At 69.1% G+C, this 22,505-nt stretch carries 19 protein-coding genes and 5 tRNA genes; 10 read left to right on the top strand and 14 right to left on the bottom strand.

The window, feature by feature from the left end; genetic code table 11:
- Positions 1 to 5: 5 nt before the first annotated feature.
- The 4 genes from ATC03_RS09370 to pdxS form a co-directional block, all read right to left on the bottom strand.
- Positions 6 to 767, bottom strand: coding sequence for a YebC/PmpR family DNA-binding transcriptional regulator (locus ATC03_RS09370; protein ID WP_067876012.1), 762 nt, complete (start codon positions 765 to 767; stop codon positions 6 to 8).
- Between the two features lie 84 nt (positions 768 to 851).
- Complete coding sequence (locus ATC03_RS09365; RefSeq protein WP_067876009.1) at positions 852 to 1,400, bottom strand: DUF1697 domain-containing protein; 549 nt, start codon at positions 1,398 to 1,400, stop codon at positions 852 to 854.
- Between the two features lie 88 nt (positions 1,401 to 1,488).
- Positions 1,489 to 2,136 carry a pyridoxal 5'-phosphate synthase glutaminase subunit PdxT gene (pdxT, locus tag ATC03_RS09360; RefSeq protein WP_418118873.1) on the bottom strand — a complete coding sequence of 216 codons (648 nt, stop codon included), beginning with the start codon at positions 2,134 to 2,136 and terminating at the stop codon, positions 1,489 to 1,491.
- Positions 2,133 to 2,972: a pyridoxal 5'-phosphate synthase lyase subunit PdxS gene (gene pdxS / locus ATC03_RS09355; protein ID WP_232338871.1), complete on the bottom strand. Its 840-nt coding sequence runs from the start codon at positions 2,970 to 2,972 to the stop codon at positions 2,133 to 2,135. The genes pdxT and pdxS overlap by 4 nt, the downstream gene beginning before the upstream one ends.
- A gap of 174 nt (positions 2,973 to 3,146) precedes the next feature.
- Here pdxS and ATC03_RS09350 point away from each other — a divergent pair, with 174 nt between their 5' ends.
- Both ATC03_RS09350 and pdxY read left to right on the top strand, forming a co-directional pair.
- Positions 3,147 to 4,484 carry an aminotransferase class I/II-fold pyridoxal phosphate-dependent enzyme gene (locus tag ATC03_RS09350; protein WP_067876005.1) on the top strand — a complete coding sequence of 446 codons (1,338 nt, stop codon included), beginning with the start codon at positions 3,147 to 3,149 and terminating at the stop codon, positions 4,482 to 4,484.
- A gap of 31 nt (positions 4,485 to 4,515) precedes the next feature.
- Positions 4,516 to 5,367, top strand: coding sequence for a pyridoxal kinase PdxY (pdxY, locus tag ATC03_RS09345; RefSeq protein WP_067876003.1), 852 nt, complete (start codon positions 4,516 to 4,518; stop codon positions 5,365 to 5,367).
- 112 nt (positions 5,368 to 5,479) lie between these two features.
- Here pdxY and ATC03_RS09340 read toward each other — a convergent pair whose 3' ends face one another.
- A complete protein-coding gene (locus tag ATC03_RS09340; protein ID WP_418118871.1) occupies positions 5,480 to 6,064 on the bottom strand; it encodes an HIT family protein in 585 nt (194 codons plus the stop codon).
- A complete protein-coding gene (thrS, locus tag ATC03_RS09335) occupies positions 6,061 to 8,004 on the bottom strand; it encodes a threonine--tRNA ligase (RefSeq protein ID WP_227820287.1) in 1,944 nt (647 codons plus the stop codon). Before thrS ends, ATC03_RS09340 begins: the two co-directional genes overlap by 4 nt.
- 356 nt (positions 8,005 to 8,360) lie before the next feature.
- On the opposite strand from thrS, the gene ATC03_RS09330 reads away from it, so the two are divergent.
- Entirely contained in the window at positions 8,361 to 10,436 is a 2,076-nt protein-coding gene (locus tag ATC03_RS09330; protein WP_227820273.1) for a glycosyl hydrolase family 28-related protein, read from the top strand.
- 67 nt (positions 10,437 to 10,503) lie between these two features.
- On the opposite strand, the gene ATC03_RS09325 is transcribed toward ATC03_RS09330, so the two are convergent.
- The 4 genes from ATC03_RS09325 to ATC03_RS09310 form a co-directional block, all read right to left on the bottom strand.
- Positions 10,504 to 10,575 (bottom strand) — tRNA-Val (locus ATC03_RS09325).
- Between the two features lie 64 nt (positions 10,576 to 10,639).
- Positions 10,640 to 10,711, bottom strand: a tRNA-Val gene (locus ATC03_RS09320).
- A gap of 23 nt (positions 10,712 to 10,734) precedes the next feature.
- Positions 10,735 to 10,808, bottom strand: a tRNA-Cys gene (locus ATC03_RS09315).
- 56 nt (positions 10,809 to 10,864) lie between these two features.
- Positions 10,865 to 10,936, bottom strand: a tRNA-Gly gene (locus tag ATC03_RS09310).
- 271 nt (positions 10,937 to 11,207) lie between these two features.
- Between ATC03_RS09310 and ATC03_RS09305 the strand changes: the two genes are divergently transcribed.
- A tRNA-Val gene (locus tag ATC03_RS09305) sits at positions 11,208 to 11,280 on the top strand.
- A 67-nt stretch (positions 11,281 to 11,347) separates the two neighbouring features.
- Here the strand turns inward: ATC03_RS09305 and ATC03_RS09300 are convergent.
- The 3 genes from ATC03_RS09300 to zapE form a co-directional block, all read right to left on the bottom strand.
- Positions 11,348 to 11,908, bottom strand: coding sequence for a type II toxin-antitoxin system PemK/MazF family toxin (locus ATC03_RS09300; protein ID WP_227820272.1), 561 nt, complete (start codon positions 11,906 to 11,908; stop codon positions 11,348 to 11,350).
- A gap of 42 nt (positions 11,909 to 11,950) precedes the next feature.
- Positions 11,951 to 13,213 carry an ammonium transporter gene (locus ATC03_RS09295; RefSeq protein WP_067875992.1) on the bottom strand — a complete coding sequence of 421 codons (1,263 nt, stop codon included), beginning with the start codon at positions 13,211 to 13,213 and terminating at the stop codon, positions 11,951 to 11,953.
- A 176-nt stretch (positions 13,214 to 13,389) separates the two neighbouring features.
- Positions 13,390 to 14,445, bottom strand: coding sequence for a cell division protein ZapE (gene zapE, locus ATC03_RS09290; RefSeq protein WP_067875987.1), 1,056 nt, complete (start codon positions 14,443 to 14,445; stop codon positions 13,390 to 13,392).
- A 155-nt stretch (positions 14,446 to 14,600) separates the two neighbouring features.
- On the opposite strand from zapE, the gene ATC03_RS09285 reads away from it, so the two are divergent.
- Together ATC03_RS09285 and ATC03_RS09280 are read left to right on the top strand one after the other, a co-directional pair.
- Complete coding sequence (locus tag ATC03_RS09285) at positions 14,601 to 15,500, top strand: sulfurtransferase (RefSeq protein WP_067875984.1); 900 nt, start codon at positions 14,601 to 14,603, stop codon at positions 15,498 to 15,500.
- Between the two features lie 50 nt (positions 15,501 to 15,550).
- A complete protein-coding gene (locus tag ATC03_RS09280; protein ID WP_067875981.1) occupies positions 15,551 to 16,006 on the top strand; it encodes a SufE family protein in 456 nt (151 codons plus the stop codon).
- On the opposite strand, the gene ATC03_RS09275 is transcribed toward ATC03_RS09280, so the two are convergent.
- Positions 15,954 to 17,201, bottom strand: coding sequence for an alpha/beta hydrolase family protein (locus ATC03_RS09275; RefSeq protein WP_067881805.1), 1,248 nt, complete (start codon positions 17,199 to 17,201; stop codon positions 15,954 to 15,956). The genes ATC03_RS09280 and ATC03_RS09275 overlap by 53 nt on opposite strands.
- A gap of 93 nt (positions 17,202 to 17,294) precedes the next feature.
- On the opposite strand from ATC03_RS09275, the gene ATC03_RS09270 reads away from it, so the two are divergent.
- From ATC03_RS09270 to ATC03_RS09255, 4 genes are all read left to right on the top strand, one after another.
- Positions 17,295 to 17,891 (top strand): DUF3000 domain-containing protein, encoded by a 597-nt coding sequence (locus ATC03_RS09270; RefSeq protein ID WP_067875978.1) that lies wholly within the window; start codon positions 17,295 to 17,297, stop codon positions 17,889 to 17,891.
- Positions 17,884 to 19,080 (top strand): ribonuclease D, encoded by a 1,197-nt coding sequence (locus ATC03_RS09265; protein ID WP_067875975.1) that lies wholly within the window; start codon positions 17,884 to 17,886, stop codon positions 19,078 to 19,080. Before ATC03_RS09270 ends, ATC03_RS09265 begins: the two co-directional genes overlap by 8 nt.
- 75 nt (positions 19,081 to 19,155) lie before the next feature.
- Complete coding sequence (locus tag ATC03_RS09260; protein ID WP_067875972.1) at positions 19,156 to 20,364, top strand: thiolase family protein; 1,209 nt, start codon at positions 19,156 to 19,158, stop codon at positions 20,362 to 20,364.
- Positions 20,361 to 22,502, top strand: coding sequence for a 3-hydroxyacyl-CoA dehydrogenase NAD-binding domain-containing protein (locus tag ATC03_RS09255; protein WP_067875969.1), 2,142 nt, complete (start codon positions 20,361 to 20,363; stop codon positions 22,500 to 22,502). The genes ATC03_RS09260 and ATC03_RS09255 overlap by 4 nt, the downstream gene beginning before the upstream one ends.
- Positions 22,503 to 22,505: the final 3 nt, after the last annotated feature.

The raw sequence follows: 22,505 nt of genomic DNA, 5'->3' as shown, positions 1-22,505 counted from the left end.
TCGGCCTACTCGTCCGACTCGAGCTCGGCCTGCACCTCGGCCGAGAGGTCGAAGTTGCTGTAGATGTTCTGCACGTCGTCGCTGTCCTCGAGCGCGTCGATCAGGCGGAACACCTTGCGGGCGGTCTCGGCGTCGATCTCGACCTTGAGCGACGGCACGAATGCGGCATCGGCGGAGTCGTAGTCGATGCCGGCCTCCTGCAGCGCGGTGCGCGCCGCGACCATGTCGGACGCCTCGGTGATGACCTCGAAGGTCTCGCCCTCGTCGGTGACCTCTTCGGCGCCCGCGTCGAGCACCGCGCCGAGCACGTCGTCTTCGGTCAGGCCGTCGGTCTTGGACACGACGATGACGCCCTTGCGCGCGAAGTTGTAGGCGACCGAACCGGGGTCGGCCATGGTGCCGCCGTTGCGGCTCATGAGCGTGCGCACCTCGGCTGCGGCGCGGTTCTTGTTGTCGGTGAGGCACTCGACGAGCAGGGCCACGCCGTTCGGGCCGTAGCCCTCGTACATGATCGTCGCGTAGTCGATGGACTCACCGGTGAGGCCAGCGCCGCGCTTGATCGCACGATCGATGTTGTCGTTGGGGACCGAGGTCTTCTTCGCCTTCTGCACGGCGTCGACGAGCGTCGGGTTGCCCGACAGGTCGGCTCCGCCCATCTTGGCGGCGACCTCGATGTTCTTGATGAGCTTCGCGAACGACTTGGCACGGCGCGAGTCGATGATCGCCTTCTTGTGCTTGGTCGTCGCCCACTTGGAATGCCCGGACATGCGTCTCCTGAATCGAATCCTCCGCGACCGATGCGTTCCGGTTCGCGCCGTCCCATTCTAGGTCAGGGCATGTTCAGACCTGGTTCATGCGAGCAGCTTGGCGAGTGTGCGCAGGTTGCGGTTCGTGGTCGTCGGCTTGAAGCGGGCCTTCGCGGTGAGCTTCGCGAACGCGCTGCCGACGCCGCGCTCGCGCCGGTTGTGCCAGTACAGCACCCCGTCGCCGGCCCGCACGACGTCGTCGGCGTCGTCGACGTCGCCGGCCGCAGCCGCCAGCTCGGCCAGGTGCGCGGCATCCGATCCGAAGAGCACGTACGGATGCCAGCCCTCGAGCTGGGCATCGAACGGGAACGCGCCGACCACGCGTTCGAGCTCGTCGCGCGTGAGCAGCACGATCCAAGCCTCGTATCCGAACCGATCACGGAGCCCGGCCTCGATCCGGGCCTTCAAAGCTGCGGATGTCTCGGTGGTGCCGTCGCCGGTCGTCCCGTCGTGCTCGAACGCGACGTTGCCGCTCGCGAGCACCGTGCGCACCGCCTCGAACCCCATCGAGTCGAACAGCGCCTTCAGGTCGGCGGACTTGACCGTGATGCCGCCGACGTTCACTCCGCGGAGGAGCGCGATGTACTGGGTCACGTGGCCGAGGCTAGCGTTCGCAACCGACACCCGCCCGCCGAGGGCATCGACCGGCGGTCAGGGCGGACGCCGCGGCATCCGCCCTGACTCAGGCCGCGATGCGAGCCGCGACCTTGGCGAGGAAGTACTCGTGGAAGCGGTGCTCCCCCGTGATCTCGGGGTGGAAGCTCGTACCGAGCAGGTTGCCCTGCTCGACCGCGACCACGCGCCCGTCGGCGAGCGAGGCGAGCGACGTGGCCGCCGGGCCGACCGACTCGACGACCGGGCCGCGGATGAACACGGCGTGCACCGGCTCGCCGCCGAGCGCCGGCACCTCGAGGTCGGTCTCGAAGGACTGGTTCTGCGAGCCGAAGGCGTTGCGGCGAACCTCGACGTCGAGGCCGCCGAGCGACTCCTGGCCCGCGATGCCGTCGAGCACGGTGTCGGCGAGCATGATGAGCCCGGCGCAGGTGCCGTACACGGGCAGCCCGCCGGCGATCGCTGCACGGAGCGGCTGCTGCAGGCCGAAGATGCGCGACAGCTTGTCCATGACGCTCGACTCGCCGCCGGGGATCACGAGGCCGTCGATCGACTCGAGCTCATCGGGCCGGCGCACGAGCGACACGCGCGCACCGAGGCCCGCGAGCACCCTCGCGTGCTCGCGGAAATCCCCCTGCAGGGCGAGCACCCCGACGCGGGGGCCGGCCGAGGCCGCATCCCCCGCGTCGAGCGACTCGCTTCGCAGGTTCGTCGTCACCAGCCGCGCTCGGAGAGGCGGTGCGGCGCGGCGAGGTCGGCGACGTTGATGCCGACCATGGCCTCACCCAGGCCGCGCGAGACCTCGGCGATGACGGACGGGTCGTCGTAGAACGCGGTGGCCTTGACGACCGCCGCGGCGCGCGCCTCGGGGTTGCCCGACTTGAAGATGCCGGAGCCGACGAAGACGCCGTCGGCACCCAGCTGCATCATCATCGCGGCGTCGGCCGGAGTCGCGACGCCGCCGGCGGTGAAGAGCACGACGGGCAGCTTGCCGGTCTCGGCGATCTCGACGACGAGGTCGTAGGGAGCCTGCAGCTCCTTCGCGGCGACGTAGAGCTCGTCCTTCGTCATCGAGCTCAGCACGTTGATCTCCGAGCGGATCTTGCGGATGTGCTTGGTCGCCTCGGAGACGTCGCCCGTTCCGGCCTCGCCCTTCGAGCGGATCATGGCCGCGCCCTCGTTGATGCGACGGAGCGCCTCACCGAGGTTGGTCGCACCGCACACGAACGGCGTGTTGAAGGACCACTTGTCGATGTGGTTGACGAAGTCGGCGGGCGAGAGCACCTCAGACTCGTCGATGTAGTCGACGTCGAGGGCCTGCAGCACCTGCGCCTCGACGAAGTGGCCGATGCGGGCCTTCGCCATGACGGGGATCGAGACCTCGGCGATGATCGCCTCGATGAGGTCGGGGTCGCTCATGCGGGCGACGCCGCCCTGGGCGCGGATGTCGGCGGGAACGCGCTCGAGCGCCATGACGGCGACGGCGCCGGCGTCCTCGGCGATGCGGGCCTGTTCGGGGGTGACGACGTCCATGATGACGCCGCCCTTCAGCATCTCGGCGAGGCCGCGCTTCACGCGGCTCGAGCCCGTCTCGGATACGGTCACTGGGGAATCCTTCCGGAGGTGCGCTGGGACGGTGCGCAACACGTTCAGACAAAGAGAATGTTTGTCCTAGGCCAAACGGTAGCATGGAGGTCCAGCACCCGCAGACCCGAGGAGGACGGTGACGTGAGCGTCGACATCGAGGGACGATCGGCGGCCGAGATCGCCGAGAGCCTGCGCACGCTCATCGAGCGTGGCAAGCTCCGCCCCGGCGATGCGTTGCCGCCCGTGCGCGCCCTCGCCGAACAGCTCGGCGTCAACCGCAACACCGCCGTGTCGGCCTACCGGCAGCTCACGAACGCGGGTGTCGTCGTCACGTTGGGTCGAGGCGGCACGCGGGTCGCCGGCGCCTCCGCCGTGGCGCAGGAGGGATTCGCCGCCGACACCGCACTCCGCGACCTCGCGACCGGCAACCCCGACGCCGCGCGAATCCCCGATCCCTCCGACGCCCTCATCGGCATCGCACGACGCCCGGTGCTCTACGGCGAACCCGTGATCGATCCGGGCCTCGAGCGCTCGGCGCAGGAGTGGATGAGCGCCGACCTGCCACCGGGCACCCCGATGCGCATCACCGTCACGAGCGGTGCCGCCGACGCCGTCGAGCGCCTCCTGGCCCAGGCCCTGACGCGCGACGACGCCGTCGCCCTCGAAGATCCCTGCTTCCTCACGAGCATCCATACGGTCCGCGTGGCCGGGTACCGACCGGTGCCGGTGCCGGTCGATGACGAGGGCATGACCGTCGAGGGGCTCCGCTCGGCGCTCGAGCAGGGGGTCCGCGCGGTCATCTGCACGCCGCGGGCGCAGAATCCGACCGGCGCGAGCCTCTCGGAGCGTCGCGCCGCCGACCTGCGGGCCGTGCTCGCCGAGCACCCGTACGTGCTCGTCATCGAGGACGACCACTACTCGCTGCTCTCGAGGCGCCCGCACCACTCCCTGATCGGCGACGGGCACCGACGGTGGGCGCTCGTGCGCTCGGTCTCGAAGTTCCTGGGACCCGACATGTGCCTCGCCGTCACGGCCTCGGACCCCGAGACCGCCGAACGGCTCGCGATGCGGTTGACGCCGGGCACGACCTGGGTGAGCCATCTCCTGCAGCGGCTGGTGCACGCCCTGATCACCGACCCCGACGTGCGGGAGCGCATCGAGCGCGCGGGCTCGCACTACGCCGCGCGCAACGCCCGCTTCGCCGAGCTGCTCACGGCCGAGGGGCTGCCGACGAACCCCGGCGACGGTCTCAGCGTCTGGGTCCCGCTCGGCGCGCCGGCTCGCGCCGTGTCCGAGCAGCTCATGCGGCGCGGCTGGCTCGCCCGCCCCGGCGACGAGTTCGCGCTCGGCGACCGTGCGCCGTCGCAGCGCCTCCGGCTGACCGTCCACGAGCTCCCCGATGCCGACCTCGACAAGCTCGCCGCCGACATCGGAGCGTCGGTCCGCGCCGCGACGGCGCAGAGCCGCATCGCGGGCTGAGGACGCCCGACGAAGGTGCGATGATCGATCGGTGAAGATTCTCTCGATCCAGTCGGCGGTCGCCTACGGCCACGTCGGCAACTCCGCCGCCGTCTTCCCGCTCCAGCGCATCGGCGTCGAGGTGCTGCCGGTCTACACGGTCAACTTCTCGAACCACACCGGCTACGGCGCGTGGCGCGGTCCGCTCATCGCTCCCGATGACGTTCGCGAGGTCATCACGGGCATCGAGGAGCGCGGCGCGTTCCCGCAGATCGACGCGGTGCTCTCGGGTTACCAGGGCGGCGAGGGCATCGGCGACGTCATCCTCGATGCGGTCGCACGCGTGAAGGCCGCGAACCCCGAGGCGATCTACGCCTGCGATCCTGTCATGGGCAACGCGAAATCCGGATGCTTCGTGGCGCCGGCCATCCCGATCCTGCTCCGCGAGCGCGTGGTCCCCGCCGCCGACCTCATCACCCCGAACCAGTTCGAACTCGGGTTCCTCACCGACACCTCCCCCGACACCCTCGAGTCGACGCTCGCCTCGGTCGACCTCGTACGCGCGACGGGCCCCTCGATCGTGCTCGTCACGAGCGTCGAGCGACCGGATCGCGAGGAGGGCACCATCGAGATGCTCGCCGTCGACGATCACGGCGCCTGGATCGTGCAGACTCCCCTGCTGCCCATGAAGGCCAACGGCTCGGGCGACGTCAGCGCCGCGCTCTTCACCGCGCACTACCTGCGCACGCGCGACGCCGCCGACGCCCTCGCGCGCACGACCTCGAGCGTGTTCGACCTGCTCGAGCGCACGCACGAGTCGGGCGAGCGCGAGCTCCAGCTCGTCGAGTCGCAGGAGGCCTACGCGAACCCCCGCATGCAGTTCACCGTTCGTCGGGTGCGCTGACCCCGAACGCGCGCGGCGGGTTCGCGGTACGCAGGCCCGCAGCATCCGCTCGCTCGAGGTCGGCCCAGCGGATGCCGCGAGCAACCCATGCCGGTCGGCGCCCTGGTCGCGGCTAGGTGCCCGATGCCGGCCAGGCCTCGGCCACCGCAACCCGCACCTCGCCGAGCAGCTGCGGCAGCGCCTTGGTGCGCGCGATGATCGGGAAGAAGTTCGCATCGGAGGCCCACCGCGGCACGACGTGCTGGTGCAGGTGCTCGTCGACGCCGGCGCCGGCCACCGCACCCTGGTTCATGCCGATGTTGAAGCCGTCGCAGCGCGAGACCTCGCGCAGCACCCGCATGCCGGTCTGCGTGAGCTCGCCGATCTCGGCGACCTCCTCGGGCGAGGCCTGGTCGTAGGTGGCGATGTGCCGATACGGGCACACGAGCAGGTGACCGGAGTTGTACGGGAACAGGTTCAGGAGCACGTACGCCGTGCGGCCGCGGTGCACGATGAGCCCGTCGGCGTCGGACTTCTCAGGAGCGGCGCAGAACGGGCACGCAGCACGCATCGCATCGGCACCGGCATTGATGTACGCCATGCGATGCGGGGTCCAGAGCCGCTGGAACGCATCGGGCACGCCGGCCAGCGTCGCCGCATCGACGAGCCCCTCCACTGCGACAGCCGCAGGTTCGGGGCTCGTCGAGCGGTCGGTCACGCCAGGTCCTCGGCCGTGTTCACGAGCTTGCGGTCGGAGATCGCCCTGAGGATCAGCGCGACGGCGTCGTCGACGGGCACGCCGTTGGTCTGCGTTCCGTCGCGGAAGCGGAACGACACCGTGCCGCCCGAGCGGTCCTGCTCGCCGGCGATGAGCTGCAGCGGCACCTTCTGCGTGGTGTGCGTGCGGATCTTCTTCTGCATGCGGTCGTCGGAGTGGTCGACCTCGGCGCGGACGCCTGCGGCCCGGAGCTTCGCGATGATGTCGTCGAGGTAGTCGGAGAACTGCTCGGCGACCGGGATGCCGACGACCTGCACGGGCGAGAGCCACACCGGGAACGCGCCCGCGTAGTGCTCGAGCAGGATCGCGAAGAACCGCTCGATCGAGCCGAACAGTGCCCGGTGGATCATGATCGGCCGGTGCCGCTCGCCGTCGGACCCGGTGTACTCGAGGCCGAATCGCTCGGGCAGGTTCGGGTCGACCTGCACGGTCGAGAGCTGCCAGGTGCGGCCGATGGCGTCGCGGGTCTTCAGGTCGATCTTCGGGCCGTAGAACGCCGCCTCACCCGGGACCTCGGTGAGCTTCAGCCCGCTGGCGAGCGCCACGTTGCGGAGCGCGTCGGTGGAGTACTCCCAGAACTCGTCGGAGCCGATCCACTTCGACTTCTCGTCGTCGCGCATCGAGAGTTCGAGCTCGAAGTCCTCGAGGCCGAAGTCGCGCAGCATCGAGACCACGAACTCGAGCACCCTGGTCGTCTCGGCCTCGAGCTGCTCGGGGGTCACGAACAGGTGCGAGTCGTCCTGCGTGAAGCCGCGCACGCGCGTGAGACCGTGCAGCGCACCCGAGAGCTCGTTGCGGTAGACCGTGCCGTTCTCGGCGAGGCGCATCGGCAGGTCGCGGTAGCTGCGCCCGCGCTCCTTGTAGATGAGGATGTGCATCGGGCAGTTCATGGGCTTCAGGTAGTAGTCCTGGCCCTGCTTGGTGATGTTGCCCTCGGCGTCGCGCTCCTCGTCCATCACGATGGGCGGGAACATGCCGTCCTTGTAGGTGACGAGGTGGTTCGAGGTGAGGAAGAGGTCTTCCTTGGAGATGTGCGGGGTGTAGACGTAGGTGTAGCCGCCCTCGATGTGGCGACGACGCGCGTGCTGCTCCATCTCGCCGCGGATGACGCCGCCCTTGGGGTGCCAGACCGACAGGCCCGAGCCGATCTCGTCGGGGAACGAGAAGAGGTCGAGGTCCTTGCCGAGCTTGCGGTGGTCGCGCTTGGCGGCCTCCTCGAGGCGGTGCTGGTAGGCGCGCAGCTCGTCTTTGGTGGGCCATGCGGTGCCGTAGATGCGCTGCAACTGGGGGTTCTTCTCGCTGCCGCGCCAGTAGGCGCCGGCCACGCGCTGGAGCGCCCAGCCGTTGCCGATCATGCGGGTGTTCGGAAGGTGCGGGCCGCGGCAGAGGTCCTTCCAGACGACCTCGCCGGTCTTCGGGTCGACGTTGTCGTAGATCGTCAGCTCGCCGGCCCCGACCTCGACGGACTCGTGATCGTCGCCGGTGCCCTTGCCGTGACCACCGGTGCCCTTGAGCCCGATGAGCTCGAGCTTGTACGGCTCGTTCGCGAGCTCGGCACGGGCCTCGTCATCGGTCACGACCCGGCGCACGAAGCGCTGGCCGGCACGGATGATGCGACCCATCTCCTTGTCGAGGGCCTTGAGGTCGTCGGTGCTGAACGCCTCGGCGACGTCGAAGTCGTAGTAGAACCCGTCGGTCACGGGCGGGCCGATGCCGAGCTTGGCCTCGGGGTTGATCGACTGCACGGCCTGGGCGAGCACGTGCGCGGCCGAGTGGCGCAGGATCGAGAGCCCGTCGGGCGAGTCGATCGTCACGGGCTCGACCTCGTCGGCATCGGTCACCGTCGTGGCCAGATCCTTGAGCTCGCCGTTGACGCGCATCGCGACAACGGAACGATCGGTGAAGAGCTCGAAACCGTCGGCCACTGTGAACCACTCCCTGTGCGTTGAGATGAACCCTTCAACTGTAGTCGGGCGCAGGCCCGCGCTCCGCCCGCTCGGGCCATGGCCTCGACCCTGCGATCATCCCGACCGCTTGCGCCGCGTCTTGCGGTGTTCGGGTCGCGCGGCCGACTCGATTTGCAGTCGCTTGCGCACTGGATCGCAAGAACTCGACTTTTCCTCGACAATCACCGATGACTCCTTGTGAGCGGTGAACCCAGGGCCGTACATTCGGCTCACTCGACGGGATCGCACCCGTGTCCGAAGACGTACACACCACGAGAGGAATCGAGTCGATGATGACCCGCGCCAGTTCCGAAGCCGCGCCCCCGTCCCGACGATCGCACGCCCCGTCCCTGAGACGAACGGCATCGCTCATCGCGATCGCCGCGCTCGCGGTCGGTGCCGCCGTGACCGGCCCGCTGGCGGCATCCGCTGCCCCGAAGGCGCCTTCGCCGGTCGTGACGAGGACCGCGCTCGACCCCGCGCTCGTGCAGGGCCGCGGCGCCGACGTGGCGTTCCTCGAGCAGGAGGCCGAGAACGCGAAGACCACCGGCAGCGTCATCGGGCCGGGTCGCGACGCGTACACGCTTCCGGCGGAGGCCTCGGGACGCCGGGCCGTGCAGCTCGACCCCGGCGAGTTCGTCGAGTTCACGCTGCCCGCGTCCGCGAACGCGATCACGGTGCGCTACAGCATCCCCGACTCCCCCACCGGCGGCGGCATCGACGCTCCGCTCGCGGTCTCGGTGAACGGCGGTCGCGCGCAGACCATGACCCTGACCTCGAAGTACTCCTGGCTGTACAACCAGTACCCGTTCACGAACGACCCGAACGCCGACCTCCTGCACCCCGACTGGTGGATCACCGAGTGCGGGTGCGTCCCGGGTGCCGGCTACGAGGTCGCCAAGCCGTTCCGCCCGATGCACTTCTACGACGAGCAGCGGATGCTGCTGGGCAAGACGTATCGCGCCGGCGACGTCGTGCGTCTCACCGCGCCGAAGACCTCGAGCGTGGTCACGACCGTCGACCTGCTCGACTCCGAGCGCGTGGCCGCACCGCACGTTCGCCTCAAGGCGGCGAACGTGCTGCTCTTCGGCGCGGATCCGTTCGGCAAGCGCGACGCCGCAGGGGCGTTCGACCGGGCCATCGCGTTCGCGAAGGCGCATCGCCTGCCCGTGTACGTGCCCCCGGGCGTCTACTCGGTCAGCCGGCACATCGTCGTCGACGACGTCACGATCGAGGGCGCGGGCAACTGGTACACGATCATCCGCGGTCGCGAGGTCGCACTCGCCACGCCGGCCCCCGACGGCTCGGTGCACACGGGCGTCGGCTTCTACGGGAAGGATGCCGCGGAGGGCGGGAGCTCGAACGTGCACCTCTCGGGCTTCGCGATCGAGGGCGACGTGCGCGAGCGCATCGACACCGATCAGGTGAACGGCATCGGCGGCTCGCTGAGCTCGTCGAGCATCCGCGGACTCCACATCCGCCACACGAAGGTCGGCATGTGGTTCGACGGCCCGATGCACGACCTCACCATCGACGGCAACATCATCGTCGACCAGATGGCGGACGCCCTGAACTTCCACACCGGCGTGACCGGATCGACGGTCTCGAACACCTCCGTGCGCAACACCGGGGACGACGGACTCGCCATGTGGTCGGAGCACGTCGCGAACGCGGGCAACACCTTCGACCGCAACACCGTGCAGTCGCCGTCGCTCGCGAACGGCATCGCGATCTACGGCGGCGCCGACACGATCGTGTCGAACAACCTCGTCGCCGATCCCGTTCGCGAGGGCAGCGGCATCCACGTGGGATCGAGGTTCGGCGCCGAGCCGTTCACGGGCGGCCTCGCGATCACCGACAACACGACCGCCCGGTCGGGCACGTACGAGCTCAACTGGAACATCGGGCTCGGCGCGATCTGGTTCTACGCGCTCGACCGCTCGATCGACCAGGCCGACATCGTGGTGAGCGGCGACCACTTCCTCGACAGCACCTACAGCGCGCTGATGCTGGTCACTGAGTGGGGCGTGAAGGACGCCTATCGCATCGATGGCGTGAAGTTCCGCGACCTCCGCATCGACGGCACCGGCACCAACGTCATCAGTGCACGCACGGCGGGCTCGGCGAGCTTCGAGAACGTCGATGTGCGGGGCGTCGGACACTGGGGCGTGAACAACTGCGGCGCGTTCAACTGGGACTGGGCGAACGGTTCCGAGTTCTCGCTCACCGATCTGGGCGGCAACGACGGCGTCGACGCGAACGAGTACCACCCCGGAACCCCGTGGCTCGCGCCCTCCCTGCCGAACCTCATCACGTGCAACGACCGGCCGCCCGTCACGGCTCCCCCGGCGCCCTCGCCCTGGTGAGCTGAGCGGAAGACCTCGCAGAACAGCGAACGCCCCGGCTCGCATGAGCCGGGGCGTTCGTACTGCGTGCGCGATACTGGGATCGAACCAGTGACCTCTTCCGTGTCAGGGAAGCGCGCTACCGCTGCGCCAATCGCGCGCGTCGAGATGAGATCTCGATGCGACCAACCGAAAACCCCCGGCGAACCGTGGGCGATCGACAGTGGGCGATACTGGGATCGAACCAGTGACCTCTTCCGTGTCAGGGAAGCGCGCTACCGCTGCGCCAATCGCCCAGATCGAGTTGGTGTTCTCGATTTGGAGGTGGATACGGGATTCGAACCCGTGTATACGGCTTTGCAGGCCGCTGCCTCGCCTCTCGGCCAATCCACCGTTTCTGGGTTCTTCACCAAAGAACAGGATCGAGGCGGGGCCTTGATCCTGATCCGAGCGGATGACGAGATTCGAACTCGCGACCCTCACCTTGGCAAGGTGATGCGCTACCACTGCGCCACATCCGCGTTGCTGCGCATTTCTGCGTGCAGAGAGACTCTAACCGATTCGCGGATCGATTCACAAACTGAGGGCCGTTCACCCGCTGTTCAGCCCGGTCGCGCGCGGAATCCGACCCGAAGACCCGGGCGTGTCGGAGCTTCGAAGGGCGTTCTCGCGCTGCCGCACGAGGGTCGAACCACGTCTCGACACGCCACGGACTGCTCGATGTGCAATTGCGTGCAATGCTCGCTAGTATCGAATCCGCGCGGTCACCCCGGTGAGCCGCGAATCCCACATGGGCGATTGGCGCAGCTGGTAGCGCGCTTCCTTCACACGGAAGAGGTCGTCGGTTCGAGCCCGGCATCGCCCACGAACGCCCCCACTCCACTGGGGGCGTTCTTCGTTTCACGCATGGCTCGCCGCGCCGACCGCGTTCGTCAGCGCCAGCCGTAGCGTGCGCTCAACGCCTCGGCGAGCTTCAGGTAGCGCTTCGCATCGAGGGATGCCGCCTCGCGCCGCATGCCGGCGGTGTGCACCACGAACACGCGGTCGATGTTCGCCCAGCTCGGCCTGCCCGCGGCATCCCACGCGCCCGTGCCGAGCGGCACGAAGTCGCGCGAGCCGTCATGGGCCTTGCTCGTGAGCTGCACCGCGAGGAACGCATCGGCACCGGATGCCGCGACGACGACGACCGGGCGGTCCTTGCCACGTCCGTCGCGCTCCTCGTAGGGCACCCAGGTCCAGACGATCTCCCCCGGATCGGGCTGCCCGTCGGCCGAGGGCGCGTACGCGAGCGCCACCCTGCGGAGGCTCCGCGGATCCACCTCCACCGTTGCGGAGGTGCCCGCCTGCCCCGGCGACAGGAGGCCGGTCGAGACGGACGCGCGCCCCGCGGCATCCGATGCTCTCGAACCGCCGCGCGAGGCGCTGCCGGAGCCGCCGAACATGCTCCGGAATGCACGACGAAGGGCGGTGAGGAAGCGGCCGGTGTCAGTCACACCCGCACACTACCCCACCGCCCTCGCGGTGAATCAGTGGATTCAGACGGTCTCGAGCTTGTACGCGTCCTCGCCGTGGACGGCCGTGTCGATGCCCGCGAGCTCGTCCTCGTTCTTCACGCGGAAGCCGATCGTCTTCTCGATGACCCAGCCGATGCCGAAGGCCAGGACGAACGAGTAGATCAGCACGGTGAAGGCCGCGATCGCCTGCACCAGGAGCTGCGACGCGTCACCGCTGTAGATGAGGCCGGTGCCGTTGGCGAAGAAGCCGAGGTACAGCGTTCCGATGAGACCGCCGACGAGGTGGATGCCCACGACGTCGAGCGAGTCGTCGAAGCCGAACTTGAACTTCAGGTCGATCGCCAGGGCGCAGACGGCGCCGGCGACGAGGCCGAGCACGATGGCCCAACCGGGGGTCAGCGCCGCACACGCCGGGGTGATCGCGACGAGACCCGCGACCGCACCGGAGGCCGCACCGACCGAGGTCGGCTTGCCGTCCCTGAGCTTCTCGACGAGGAGCCAGGCGAGGAGGGCGGCTGCAGGAGCCGCGAGCGTGTTGACCCAGGCGAGCGCGGCGGTGCCGTCGGCGGCGAGCTCGGAACCCGAGTTGAAGCCGAACCAGCCGAACCACAGCAGACCGGCGCCGAGGAGCACGAACGGCGGGTTGTGAGGAACGTGCGCACCCTTCGAGAAGCCGACGCGCTTGCCGAGCACGAGCGCCAGGGCGAGCGCCGCAGCACCGGCGTTGATGTGCACCGCGGTACCACCGGCGAAGTCGATGACGCCGACGCCGAAGGCCTCCTGGAGGCCGAAGGTCGTCCAGCCGCCGTAGGCGAACGAGCCGTCGTCGGCGAGGCCGAAGTTGAACACCCAGCTCGCGACCGGGAAGTAGACGATGGTCGCCCACACGGCGGCGAAGATCATCCAGGCCCCGAACTTGGCGCGGTCGGCGATGGCACCGGAGATGAGGGCGACCGTGATGATCGCGAACGTCGCCTGGAAGCCGACGAAGGCGAGCGGCGGGAACGCGGCGTCCTCCGGGACCTCGAGGAGGCTCGTGAGGCCGATGGCCGACCAGTCGATGGACCAGGGGGCGACGAGCCCCTCTGAGCCGGGGAACGCGATCGCGTAGCCGTAGAGAACCCACAGCACGCCGATGAGGCCGATCGCGCCGAAGCTCATCATCATCATGCTGATGACGCTCTTCGCCTTCACCAGACCGCCGTAGAAGAATGCGAGTCCGGGGGTCATGAGCAGCACCAAAGCCGCCATGATCAACAGGAACGCGGTGTTGCCTTGATCCATCTCGAACCTCTCTCGGGGAAAACAGGCCGGGGAACCTGTGTCGCCAAGTTTCACGAGAGGACGTTTCGAGCGGGACCGTGTTCTGTTTCGCGAGTGTTACGTGCTGGGCGTCAACGTAAACAGCGCGTTTCGCGGCGCCATCCGATCGATGGGAGACGGCACCGAAACCGCCGTGATCAGTCGTGCGGCGGGAGCTCGCCGGTGGTGAGGGCGATCATGCGGCTCATCGCGCGCAGGTACTTCTTGCGGTAGCCGCCGGCCATCATGTCCTCGTCGAACACGTGATCGAGCGGGAGCCCGCTCGCGATGATCGGCACCTCGGCGTCGTACACGCGGTCGATGAACGCCACGAGGCGGAGCGCCGCGTTCTGGTCGGAGAGTTCGTGCACCCCGGTCAGCGCGATGAACTCGACGCCGTCGAGGAGCTTCACGTACTTCGAGGGGTGAACGGTCGCGAGGTGCGCGATGAGGCCGTCGAACGCGTCGAGCGAAACGCCGTGACCGCGAGCCGCGAGCGCCTCCGCCTTGGCGGCGACATCCGCATCGCTCTCGAGGGTCGTCGAACGGCCCTCCGTGTCGCGGCGGCGGTAGTCGAGCCCGTCGATTCGCAGGGTCTCGAAGTTCGACGAGAGCGCCTGGATCTCGCGCAGGAAGTCGGCCGCGGCGAAGCGCCCCTCACCGAGCGCGTTCGGCGGGGTGTTGCTGGTGGCCGCGACGCGGGTGCCGCCGGCCATGAGCTCGCCCAGGAACCTGGTCATGAGCATGGTGTCGCCCGGATCGTCGAGCTCGAACTCGTCGATGCAGATGAGCTTCGCGCCGCGCAGCAGGTCGACCGCCTGCGCGTATCCGAGCGCGCCGACGAGCGCCGTGTACTCGATGAACGTGCCGAAGTACTTCGGACCGTGCGCGACATGCCACAACGACGCGAGCAGGTGGGTCTTGCCGACGCCGAAGCCGCCGTCGAGGTAGACGCCGGGAAGCTCGATGCGCGCCGGGCGCTTGCGGGAGAAGAAGCCGCCGGGGCGCTGGGCTGCGCGCCACGCACCGGCGAACTGGTTGAGCCGGTCGAGCGCCGCCTGCTGCGACGGGAAGTCGGGGTCCGGCCGGTACGAGGCGAACGACGCGTGCGCGAACTGCGGCGGGGGCGACAGCTCCGACGCGATCTCGGCGCCCGAGATCGACGGGTTGCGCTCGACGATGCGGATGAGGGCGTGGCTCGATGCCGTGGTCATTGCGTGGAAACTCCCGTATTGCACCGGATGACCGGAGAGGTGTCGTCGGCGGGCGCGCCGCGTAGATTCGACGTGGATCAGGTCAACAGCCTAGACCGCCAGCCCCGCGCCGCCGTCCGACCGGACGAACCGACCGGACCACCCAGGAGGTACAGATGTCCGCCGAGCTCGATGCAACCCCCAAGTTCGCCGAGTACGCCCACCCCGAACGGCTCGTGTCCACGCAGTGGCTCGCCGATCATCTGGGCGAACCGGGCCTCGTGGTCGTCGAGTCCGATGAAGACGTGCTGCTCTACGAGACCGGACACATCCCCGGCGCGGTCAAGGTCGACTGGCACACCGAGCTCAACGATCCGGTCGTGCGCGACTACCTCGACGGAGAGCAGTTCGCGGCGCTCCTCGGTTCGAAGGGCGTCGCGCGCGACTCCACGGTCGTGATCTACGGCGACAAGAACAACTGGTGGGCGGCCTACGCGCTCTGGGTCTTCACGCTCTTCGGCCATGAAGACGTGCGTCTGCTCGACGGCGGCCGCGACCTCTGGATCACCGAGGGCCGCGATCTCACGACCGAGCCCCCGAGCGTGGTGCCGGTCGAGTACCCCGTCGTCGAACGCTCCGACGTCGAGGTGCGCGCCTTCAAAGAGGACGTGCTCGCGCACTTCGGCAACCCGCTCATCGACGTGCGTTCCCCCGAGGAGTACTCGGGCGAACGCACGAGCGCGCCGGCCTACCCCGAAGAGGGCGCCCTCCGCGCCGGGCACATCCCGACCGCGGCCTCCGTTCCCTGGGCCAGGGCGGCCGCCGGCGACGGCACCTTCAAGGACCGTGCCGAGCTCGACGCGATCTACCGCGGCGAGGTCGGCCTCCAGGACGGCGACGACGTCATCGCATACTGCCGCATCGGCGAGCGGTCGAGCCACACCTGGTTCGTGCTGACGCACCTGCTCGGCTTCGAGAACGTGCGCAACTACGACGGGTCGTGGACCGAGTGGGGCAGCGCGGTGCGCGTGCCGATCGCGACCGGCACCGAACGAGGCGAGGCGCCGGCGCGCTGAGTGAGCGGATGCCGCGGGCGGGCGTCGGCCGAGGTGGAAGAATGGGCGGGATGGATGCCACGGCCCTGCCCCCTCGTCTCGCGGAGACGCGCGACGACTTCCTCGCCCTCGAGGTCCGCGACCGGCTGCAACTGCTGCTCGAGTTCTCGAACGAGCTGCCCGAGTTGCCCGAGCGCTACGCCGAGCACCCCGACCTGCTCGAGCGCGTGCTCGAGTGCCAGTCGCCGGTGTTCATCTTCGTCGAGGTCGTCGACGGCCGTGCGCACCTCTTCGCGACCGCGCCGGCCGAGTCCCCCACCACGCGCGGGTTCGCATCGATCCTCGTGCAGGGCATCGACGGACTGACCGTCGGCGAGGTGCTGGCGATCCCCGACGACTACCCGCAGACGCTCGGCCTCGGTCAGGCCGTCTCGCCGCTGCGGGTGCGCGGCATGACTGGCATGCTGGCCCGCATCAAGCGGCAGGTGCGGGCGAGGTCGGCGCCGGCGTCGGCGCCGGCCGAGTAGCCTCAGCCACCTCGCCGAGCCAGTCCCCGATCAGGGTCGACCAACGCTCTGGGTCGTGATTCCAGAGCTTGGTGTGACGCGCGCCCGTGAACTCCTCGAACCGGATCAGATCGGGGCGGGCCGCCGCGAGCCGACGTGAGCCGTCGACCGGCACGAAGCCGTCGTCGGCGCTGTGCATGAGCAGCATCGGCACCGCGAACTCCGTGGCGCGGGCCACCGGGTCGAGCTCGTCGACCTCGACCGGGGCAGCCAGCCCGGTGAGCCCACCGCTCCAGGGCTCGCCGAGCACGTGTGCGACGGCATCCCCGAGGCCGGTCGGCAGCCCGAGCGCACGCCCCTGGAATCGGAGGATGTCGACCCAGTCGATGGCCGGCGAGTCGAGGATCACCCCGACCAGGTGATCGCGCACCTCTGAGGAGCGCAGCACGGCCTGCAGGGCGATCGATCCGCCCATCGACCATCCCATGAGCACGATTCGCCGCGCACCGCGCTCGGTCGCGAAGCGGACGGCGGCCTCGACATCCGCCCACTCGGTGCCGCCGAGCCCGTAGCGGCGGTCGACGCTCTCGGGCGCCTCGCCGTCGTTGCGGTAGCTGATGAGGAGCGTCGACCATCCGGCATCCGTGATCGGCTCGATCGCTCTGATGCCCTCGTGCCGCTTCGCGCCGCGCCCGTGCACCTGGATCACCCAGTCGGCGGCCGGGCCGTCGTCGTCCGCGTCGCCGACGCTCGGCACGAACCACGCGGGCGCCGGCCCGAGCGCCGTCGGCACGGAAACGTCCTGGTACGGCCGACCGAGCTCCCACGGGCCGAGATGCACCCATCCGCTCATACGTCCGTGCGTCGCGCGGTCGAGGCGGCCGAAGTCGACGGCGTCGATGCGGCGATGCACGATGCGTCCGTCGTCGTCGAGGACGTCGCCGAGTCGGGCGTGCCCGGCGTCCGTGTCGAACCAGAACCCGTAGGTACCGCGCATGCGGGTCTCGTCGGTCGAGGCGAGGCCGATGGTGGCGCGAGCGAGGTCGACCCCCAGAATGCGCTCGACGCCGCGTTTGACCTTCTGCTCCGGAGTGACCACGCGCCTCGCGAAGAAGATCGTGAGCACCGCCGTGGCCGCAGCGAACACGGCCGCCGAGGCGACGAGGACCCCGATCAGCCAGCCGATCGCCGTGGCCGTTTTCGAAGTCCGCCCCATGACCGCCCTCTCGCAGAAGCCGTTGCCGTTCGCGTGTCGCCGGGGGCGGCGTGCCGCCGCGGCGCACCCCATCGGAGACTCTAGTCTGCACTCGTGCCCGACTCCTCGACGCATCTCCCCCAAGAATTCGAGGCCGCACTCGCCTCCCTGCGTGCGGCCTCGCCCCGTGCGGAACTGCGCATGCAGGAGATCCCTGCGCCAGGTTCGCTCGCCCCCTACGCCATCGCCCTGTCGGCGGATGTCTCGCCCGGCCCGAACGGCCACGACGACGACTCCGACCTCGGCACCGGCCGGATGGTGCTCCTCTACGACCCGACGGAACCCGAGGCATGGGGCGGCCGGTTCCGCATCGTCTGCTTCGCGCAGGCGCCACTCGAGACCGACATCGGACTCGACCCCTTTCTGGCGGACGTCGCGTGGTCGTGGCTCGTCGACGCCCTCGACGCCCGGGGCGCCGCCTACATCGCGGCATCCGGCACCGCGACGAAGATCCTCTCCACGGGGTTCGGCGAGCTCGCACGCCAGGGAGACGGTGCGCAGATCGAGCTCAGGGCGTCCTGGACCCCGCTCGATGCCGAGATCGGCCCGCATGTGGAAGGCTGGAGCGAACTGTTGTGCATGTTGGCAGGCCTTCCACCCCGCTCAGAAGGGGTGACCACCCTGCCGAGACGGAGGACGAAGCGTGGATGAATTGCGGGTGATCGAGACACCCGCCGAGTACGACGAGGCGGTCCGTCGACTCCTCGAAGGCGAAGGACCCATTGCGGTCGACGCCGAACGGGCGAGCGGATTCAAGTACTCGCAACGCGCCTATCTCATCCAGATGTACCGTCGCGGCTCGGGCACCTTCCTCTTCGACCCCCCGCAGATCCCCGACTTCTCATCGCTGCAAGAGGCGATCGTCGGCGCCGAGTGGGTGCTCCACGCGGCCAGTCAGGACCTCGCCTGCCTTCGCGAGGTCGGGCTCGATCCGTCGTTGATCTTCGACACCGAACTCGCGGCGCGTCTGCTCGGGATGCCGCGCGTCGGGCTCGCCGCCGTCGTCGAGGAACTCCTCGGTGTGCACCTCGCCAAGGAGCACTCGGCCGCCGACTGGTCGACGAGACCGCTCCCCCAGTCGTGGCTCACCTACGCCGCACTCGACGTCGAGCTCCTCGTCGATGTGCGAGACGGACTCGTGCAGCGACTCGACGAGGCCGGCAAGACCGAGCTCGCCGCCGAGGAGTTCGAAGCCGTGCGTGCGCGCGAACCGAAGCCGGCGAGTGCCGAGCCCTGGCGCCGACTGTCCGGCATCCACGCGGTCAGGTCGCCGCGCAACCTCGCCGTCGCTCGGGAGCTGTGGCTCGCACGCGACGCCTTCGCCTCGGAGACGGATGTCGCGCCAGGCCGCCTGATCCCGGATGCCTCGATCCTCGCCGTGGTGAAGGATCCCCCGCGAACCCGCAAGGGCCTCGCCGACCTCCGCGCGTTCAACGGGCGCGCGAGCCGGACCGAGCTGGATCGCTGGTGGGCCGCCGTCGAGCGGGGCCTCGCCTCCGATGAGCTCCCGGCGACGCGCGTGCCGAACGATGCGCCGCCGCCGCCGCGTGCGTGGGCGATGCGCAACCCCGAGGCCGACGCACGGCTGCGCCTCGCCAAGGCCGCCGTCACCGAGATCGCCGAAGAGCTCACGATGCCCGTCGAGAATCTGCTGACGCCCGATCACCTGCGCCGTCTCGCGTGGACACCGCCCGCGTCGAACGACGGGGAGGCCATCGCCGAGGCCCTCACGACGATCGGCGCGCGTCGGTGGCAGGTTGCCGCAACGGCACAGAGAATCGCCCTCGCCTTTGTCGAGGCAGCACAAGCGGTCGACGACGCCGAGAAGCCCACTTCGTAGGAACCGTCAAGCGATTCAGGCCGCGCAGGGCCGCTTCGTAGGATCGAACCATCCAGATCGAAAGTGAGCTGCAGCGTGGCACATCAAGCTGATGTCGTCTTCGTCGACGGAGTCCGGACTCCGTTCGGCAAGGCCGGCGAAAAGGGCATGTATTGGAACACTCGAGCCGATGACCTCGTCGTGAAGGCGATCGTCGGACTGCTCGAGCGCAACCCGAACGTCCCGAAGGATCGTATCGACGACGTGGCCATCGCCGCGACGACGCAGACCGGAGACCAGGGCCTCACGCTCGGTCGTACGGCGGCGATCCTCGCGGGCCTCCCGAAGACCGTCCCGGGATTCTCGATCGACCGCATGTGCGCCGGGGCGATGACCGCCGCGGCCATGGTCTCGGGCTCGATCGGCTACGGCATGTACGACTTCGCCATCGCCGGCGGCGTCGAACACATGGGCCACCACCCGATGGGATCGGGCGTCGACCCCAACCCCCGCTTCCTGAGCGAGCGCCTCGTCGGCGAGGACGCCCTCGTCATGGGCGCCACCGCCGAGCGCATCCACGACCGCTTCCCGCAGTTGACCAAGGAACGCAGCGACCGCTTCGCCCTCGCCAGCCAGCAGAAGACCGCCGCGGCCTACGCCGCGGGCAAGATCCAGCAGGACCTCGTCTCGGTCGCGATCCGCACCGAGCAGGGCTGGGGCCTCGCCACGCAGGACGAGGTCATGCGCCCCGAGACCACCCTCGAGGGCCTCGCCGCGCTGAAGACCCCGTTCCGCCCCCACGGCCGCGTCACGGCCGGCAACGCGTCGGGCCTCAACGACGGTGCGACCGCGGCCCTGCTCGCTTCGGGCGACGCCGCGAAGGAATTCGGCCTCGCTCCCAAGATGAAGCTCGTCAGCTTCGCCTTCGCCGGCGTCGACCCCGAGATCATGGGCATCGGCCCGATCCCGGCGACCGAGAAGGCCCTTCGCAAGGCGGGCCTGACCATCGAGGACATCGACCTGTTCGAGATGAACGAGGCGTTCGCCGTGCAGGTGCTCTCCTTCATGGACCACTACGGCATCGACGACGAGGACCCCCGCATCAACCCCTGGGGCGGCGCCATCGCGGTCGGACACCCGCTCGCGTCATCCGGCGTCCGACTGATGAACCAGCTCGCGAGCCAGTTCGCCGAGCGCCCCGAGCTTCGCTACGGCATCACGAGCATGTGCGTCGGCCTCGGCCAGGGCGGCACGATGATCTGGGAGAACCCGAACTTCGACAAGAAGGCGAAGAAGCGCGCATGACCGACTACTCGACCATCGACTTCGCCCCCCTCGTCGCCCTCGCCGGCGACGACGAGGTCGTGACGCACTCGTACGTCCGCGACATCCGTCTGCCCTCGGGCAAGACCCTCGCGCTCGTGACCCTCGACAACGGCCGCGACCACACGCGACCGAACACGCTCGGCGCGGCCTCGCTGCTCGAGTACGCCGAGGTACTCGACCAGCTGAAGGCGCGAGCCGCGGCCGGCGAGATCCAAGCCGTCGCCGTCACCGGCAAGCCGTTCATCCTCGCTGCGGGCGCCGACCTCTCGAAGGTCGCCGAGATCCCCGACCAAGAGACCGCGAAGAAGTTCGTGCAGCTCGGTCACTACGCCCTCGCGAAGCTGTCCGGGCTCGGCGTACCGTCGTTCGCCTTCACGAACGGGCTCGCACTCGGCGGAGGCCTCGAGATCGGGCTACATGCCGACTACCGCACGGTCGATGCCTCGGCTCCGGCGCTCGCGCTGCCCGAGGTCTTCCTCGGACTCATCCCCGGATGGGGCGGGGCGACCATCCTGCCGAACCTCATCGGCATCGAGAACGCCCTCAAGGTGGTCATCGAGAATCCGTTGAAGCAGAACCGCACCCTCAAGGCGCAGGACGCGTTCGACCTCGGCCTCGCCGACGCGATCTTCCCTTCGGTGAACTACCTCGAGGACTCCCTCAAGTGGGCCGACGGTGTGATCAACGGCACCGTCAAGGTCAAGCGCCCGAACGAACCCGGCAAGCTCGAACGCCTGGCCAAGTGGGACATCGCGATCAAGATCGCCCGCGACACGCTCGCGAAGCGCATCGGCACCGTTCCCCAGGCGCCCTACGCGGCGCTGGACCTCATGAAGGCGGCCAAGAGCGGCACGCGTGCCGAGGGCTTCCAGCGCGAAGACGAGGTGCTCGCCGAGCTCATCGCCGGTGACCAGCTGCAGGCGTCGATCTATTCGTTCAACCTCGTGCAGAAGCGCACGAAGCGGCCCGCCGGCGCCCCCGACAAGGCGATCGCGAAGAAGGTCACGAAGGTCGGCGTGCTCGGCGCCGGATACATGGCCAGCCAGCTCGCGCTGCTCTTCGTGCGCCGCCTGCGCGTGCCCGTCGTCATCACCGACATCGACCAGGCGCGCGTGGACAAGGGCGTCGCCTACATCGCCGGGGAGATCGACACGCTGCTCGGCAAGGGCCGCATCTCGCCCGACGAGGCGAACCGCCTCAAGGCGCTCGTCACCGGAACCACCGACAAGGCCGACTTCGCCGACTGCGACTGGATCATCGAGGCCGTGTTCGAGGAGCTCGAGATCAAGCAGGCCGTGTTCGCCGAGGTGGAGCAGTTCATCTCGCCCGAGGCCGTGCTCGCCACGAATACGTCCTCGCTCTCGGTCGAGCAGATCGGCGCGAAGCTCGCCCACCCCGAGCGTCTCGTCGGCTTCCACTTCTTCACCCCGGTCGCGCTGATGCCCCTGATCGAGGTCGTCAAGACGTCGCACACCGACGAGGCGACGCTCTCGACCGCCATGGTCACGGCGCGGAACCTGAAGAAGAACGCCGTCATCACGGCCGACACGCCCGGGTTCGTGGTCAACCGACTGCTCGCCGTCCTGCTCGGCGAGGCCATGAAGGCCGTCGACGAGGGCACCTCGTTCGAGACGGTCGACAAGGCGATCGCGCCGCTCGGACTGCCCATGTCGCCCTCGGCGCTGCTGGACCTCGTCGGGCTGAAGGTCGGCGCGCACGTGCTCGACACGCACCACGCCGCCTTCCCCGACCGGTTCTACCGCAGCGAGAACCTGCACAGACTGGCCGACTACGGCACGCTCCTCGAGAAGGATGACAAGGGCAAGGTCAAGGGCTTCGACAAGGGCGCGCTCAAGATCGTCGCGGGCGGCAAGAACCCGCGCACGGCCGAGGAGATCCTCGTCGCGCTCGAAGACGGTCTCGCCCGCGAGATCAAGCTCATGCTCGACGACTCGGTCGTGGCTGCGCCCGAGGACATCGACCTCTGCATGATCCTCGGTGCCGGGTTCCCGTTCCAGATGGGCGGCGTGACGCCGTATCTCGACCGCGTCGGGGCGTCCGAGCGCGTGTTCGGAAGCACCTTCCACACACCGCCCGTGCGTGGCGTCGGCGCGTAGCCG

Source organism: Agromyces aureus, from assembly GCF_001660485.1.
Taxonomy (GTDB): Bacteria; Actinomycetota; Actinomycetes; order Actinomycetales; family Microbacteriaceae; genus Agromyces; species Agromyces aureus.
This window is presented reverse-complemented; position numbering and strand designations above follow the sequence as displayed.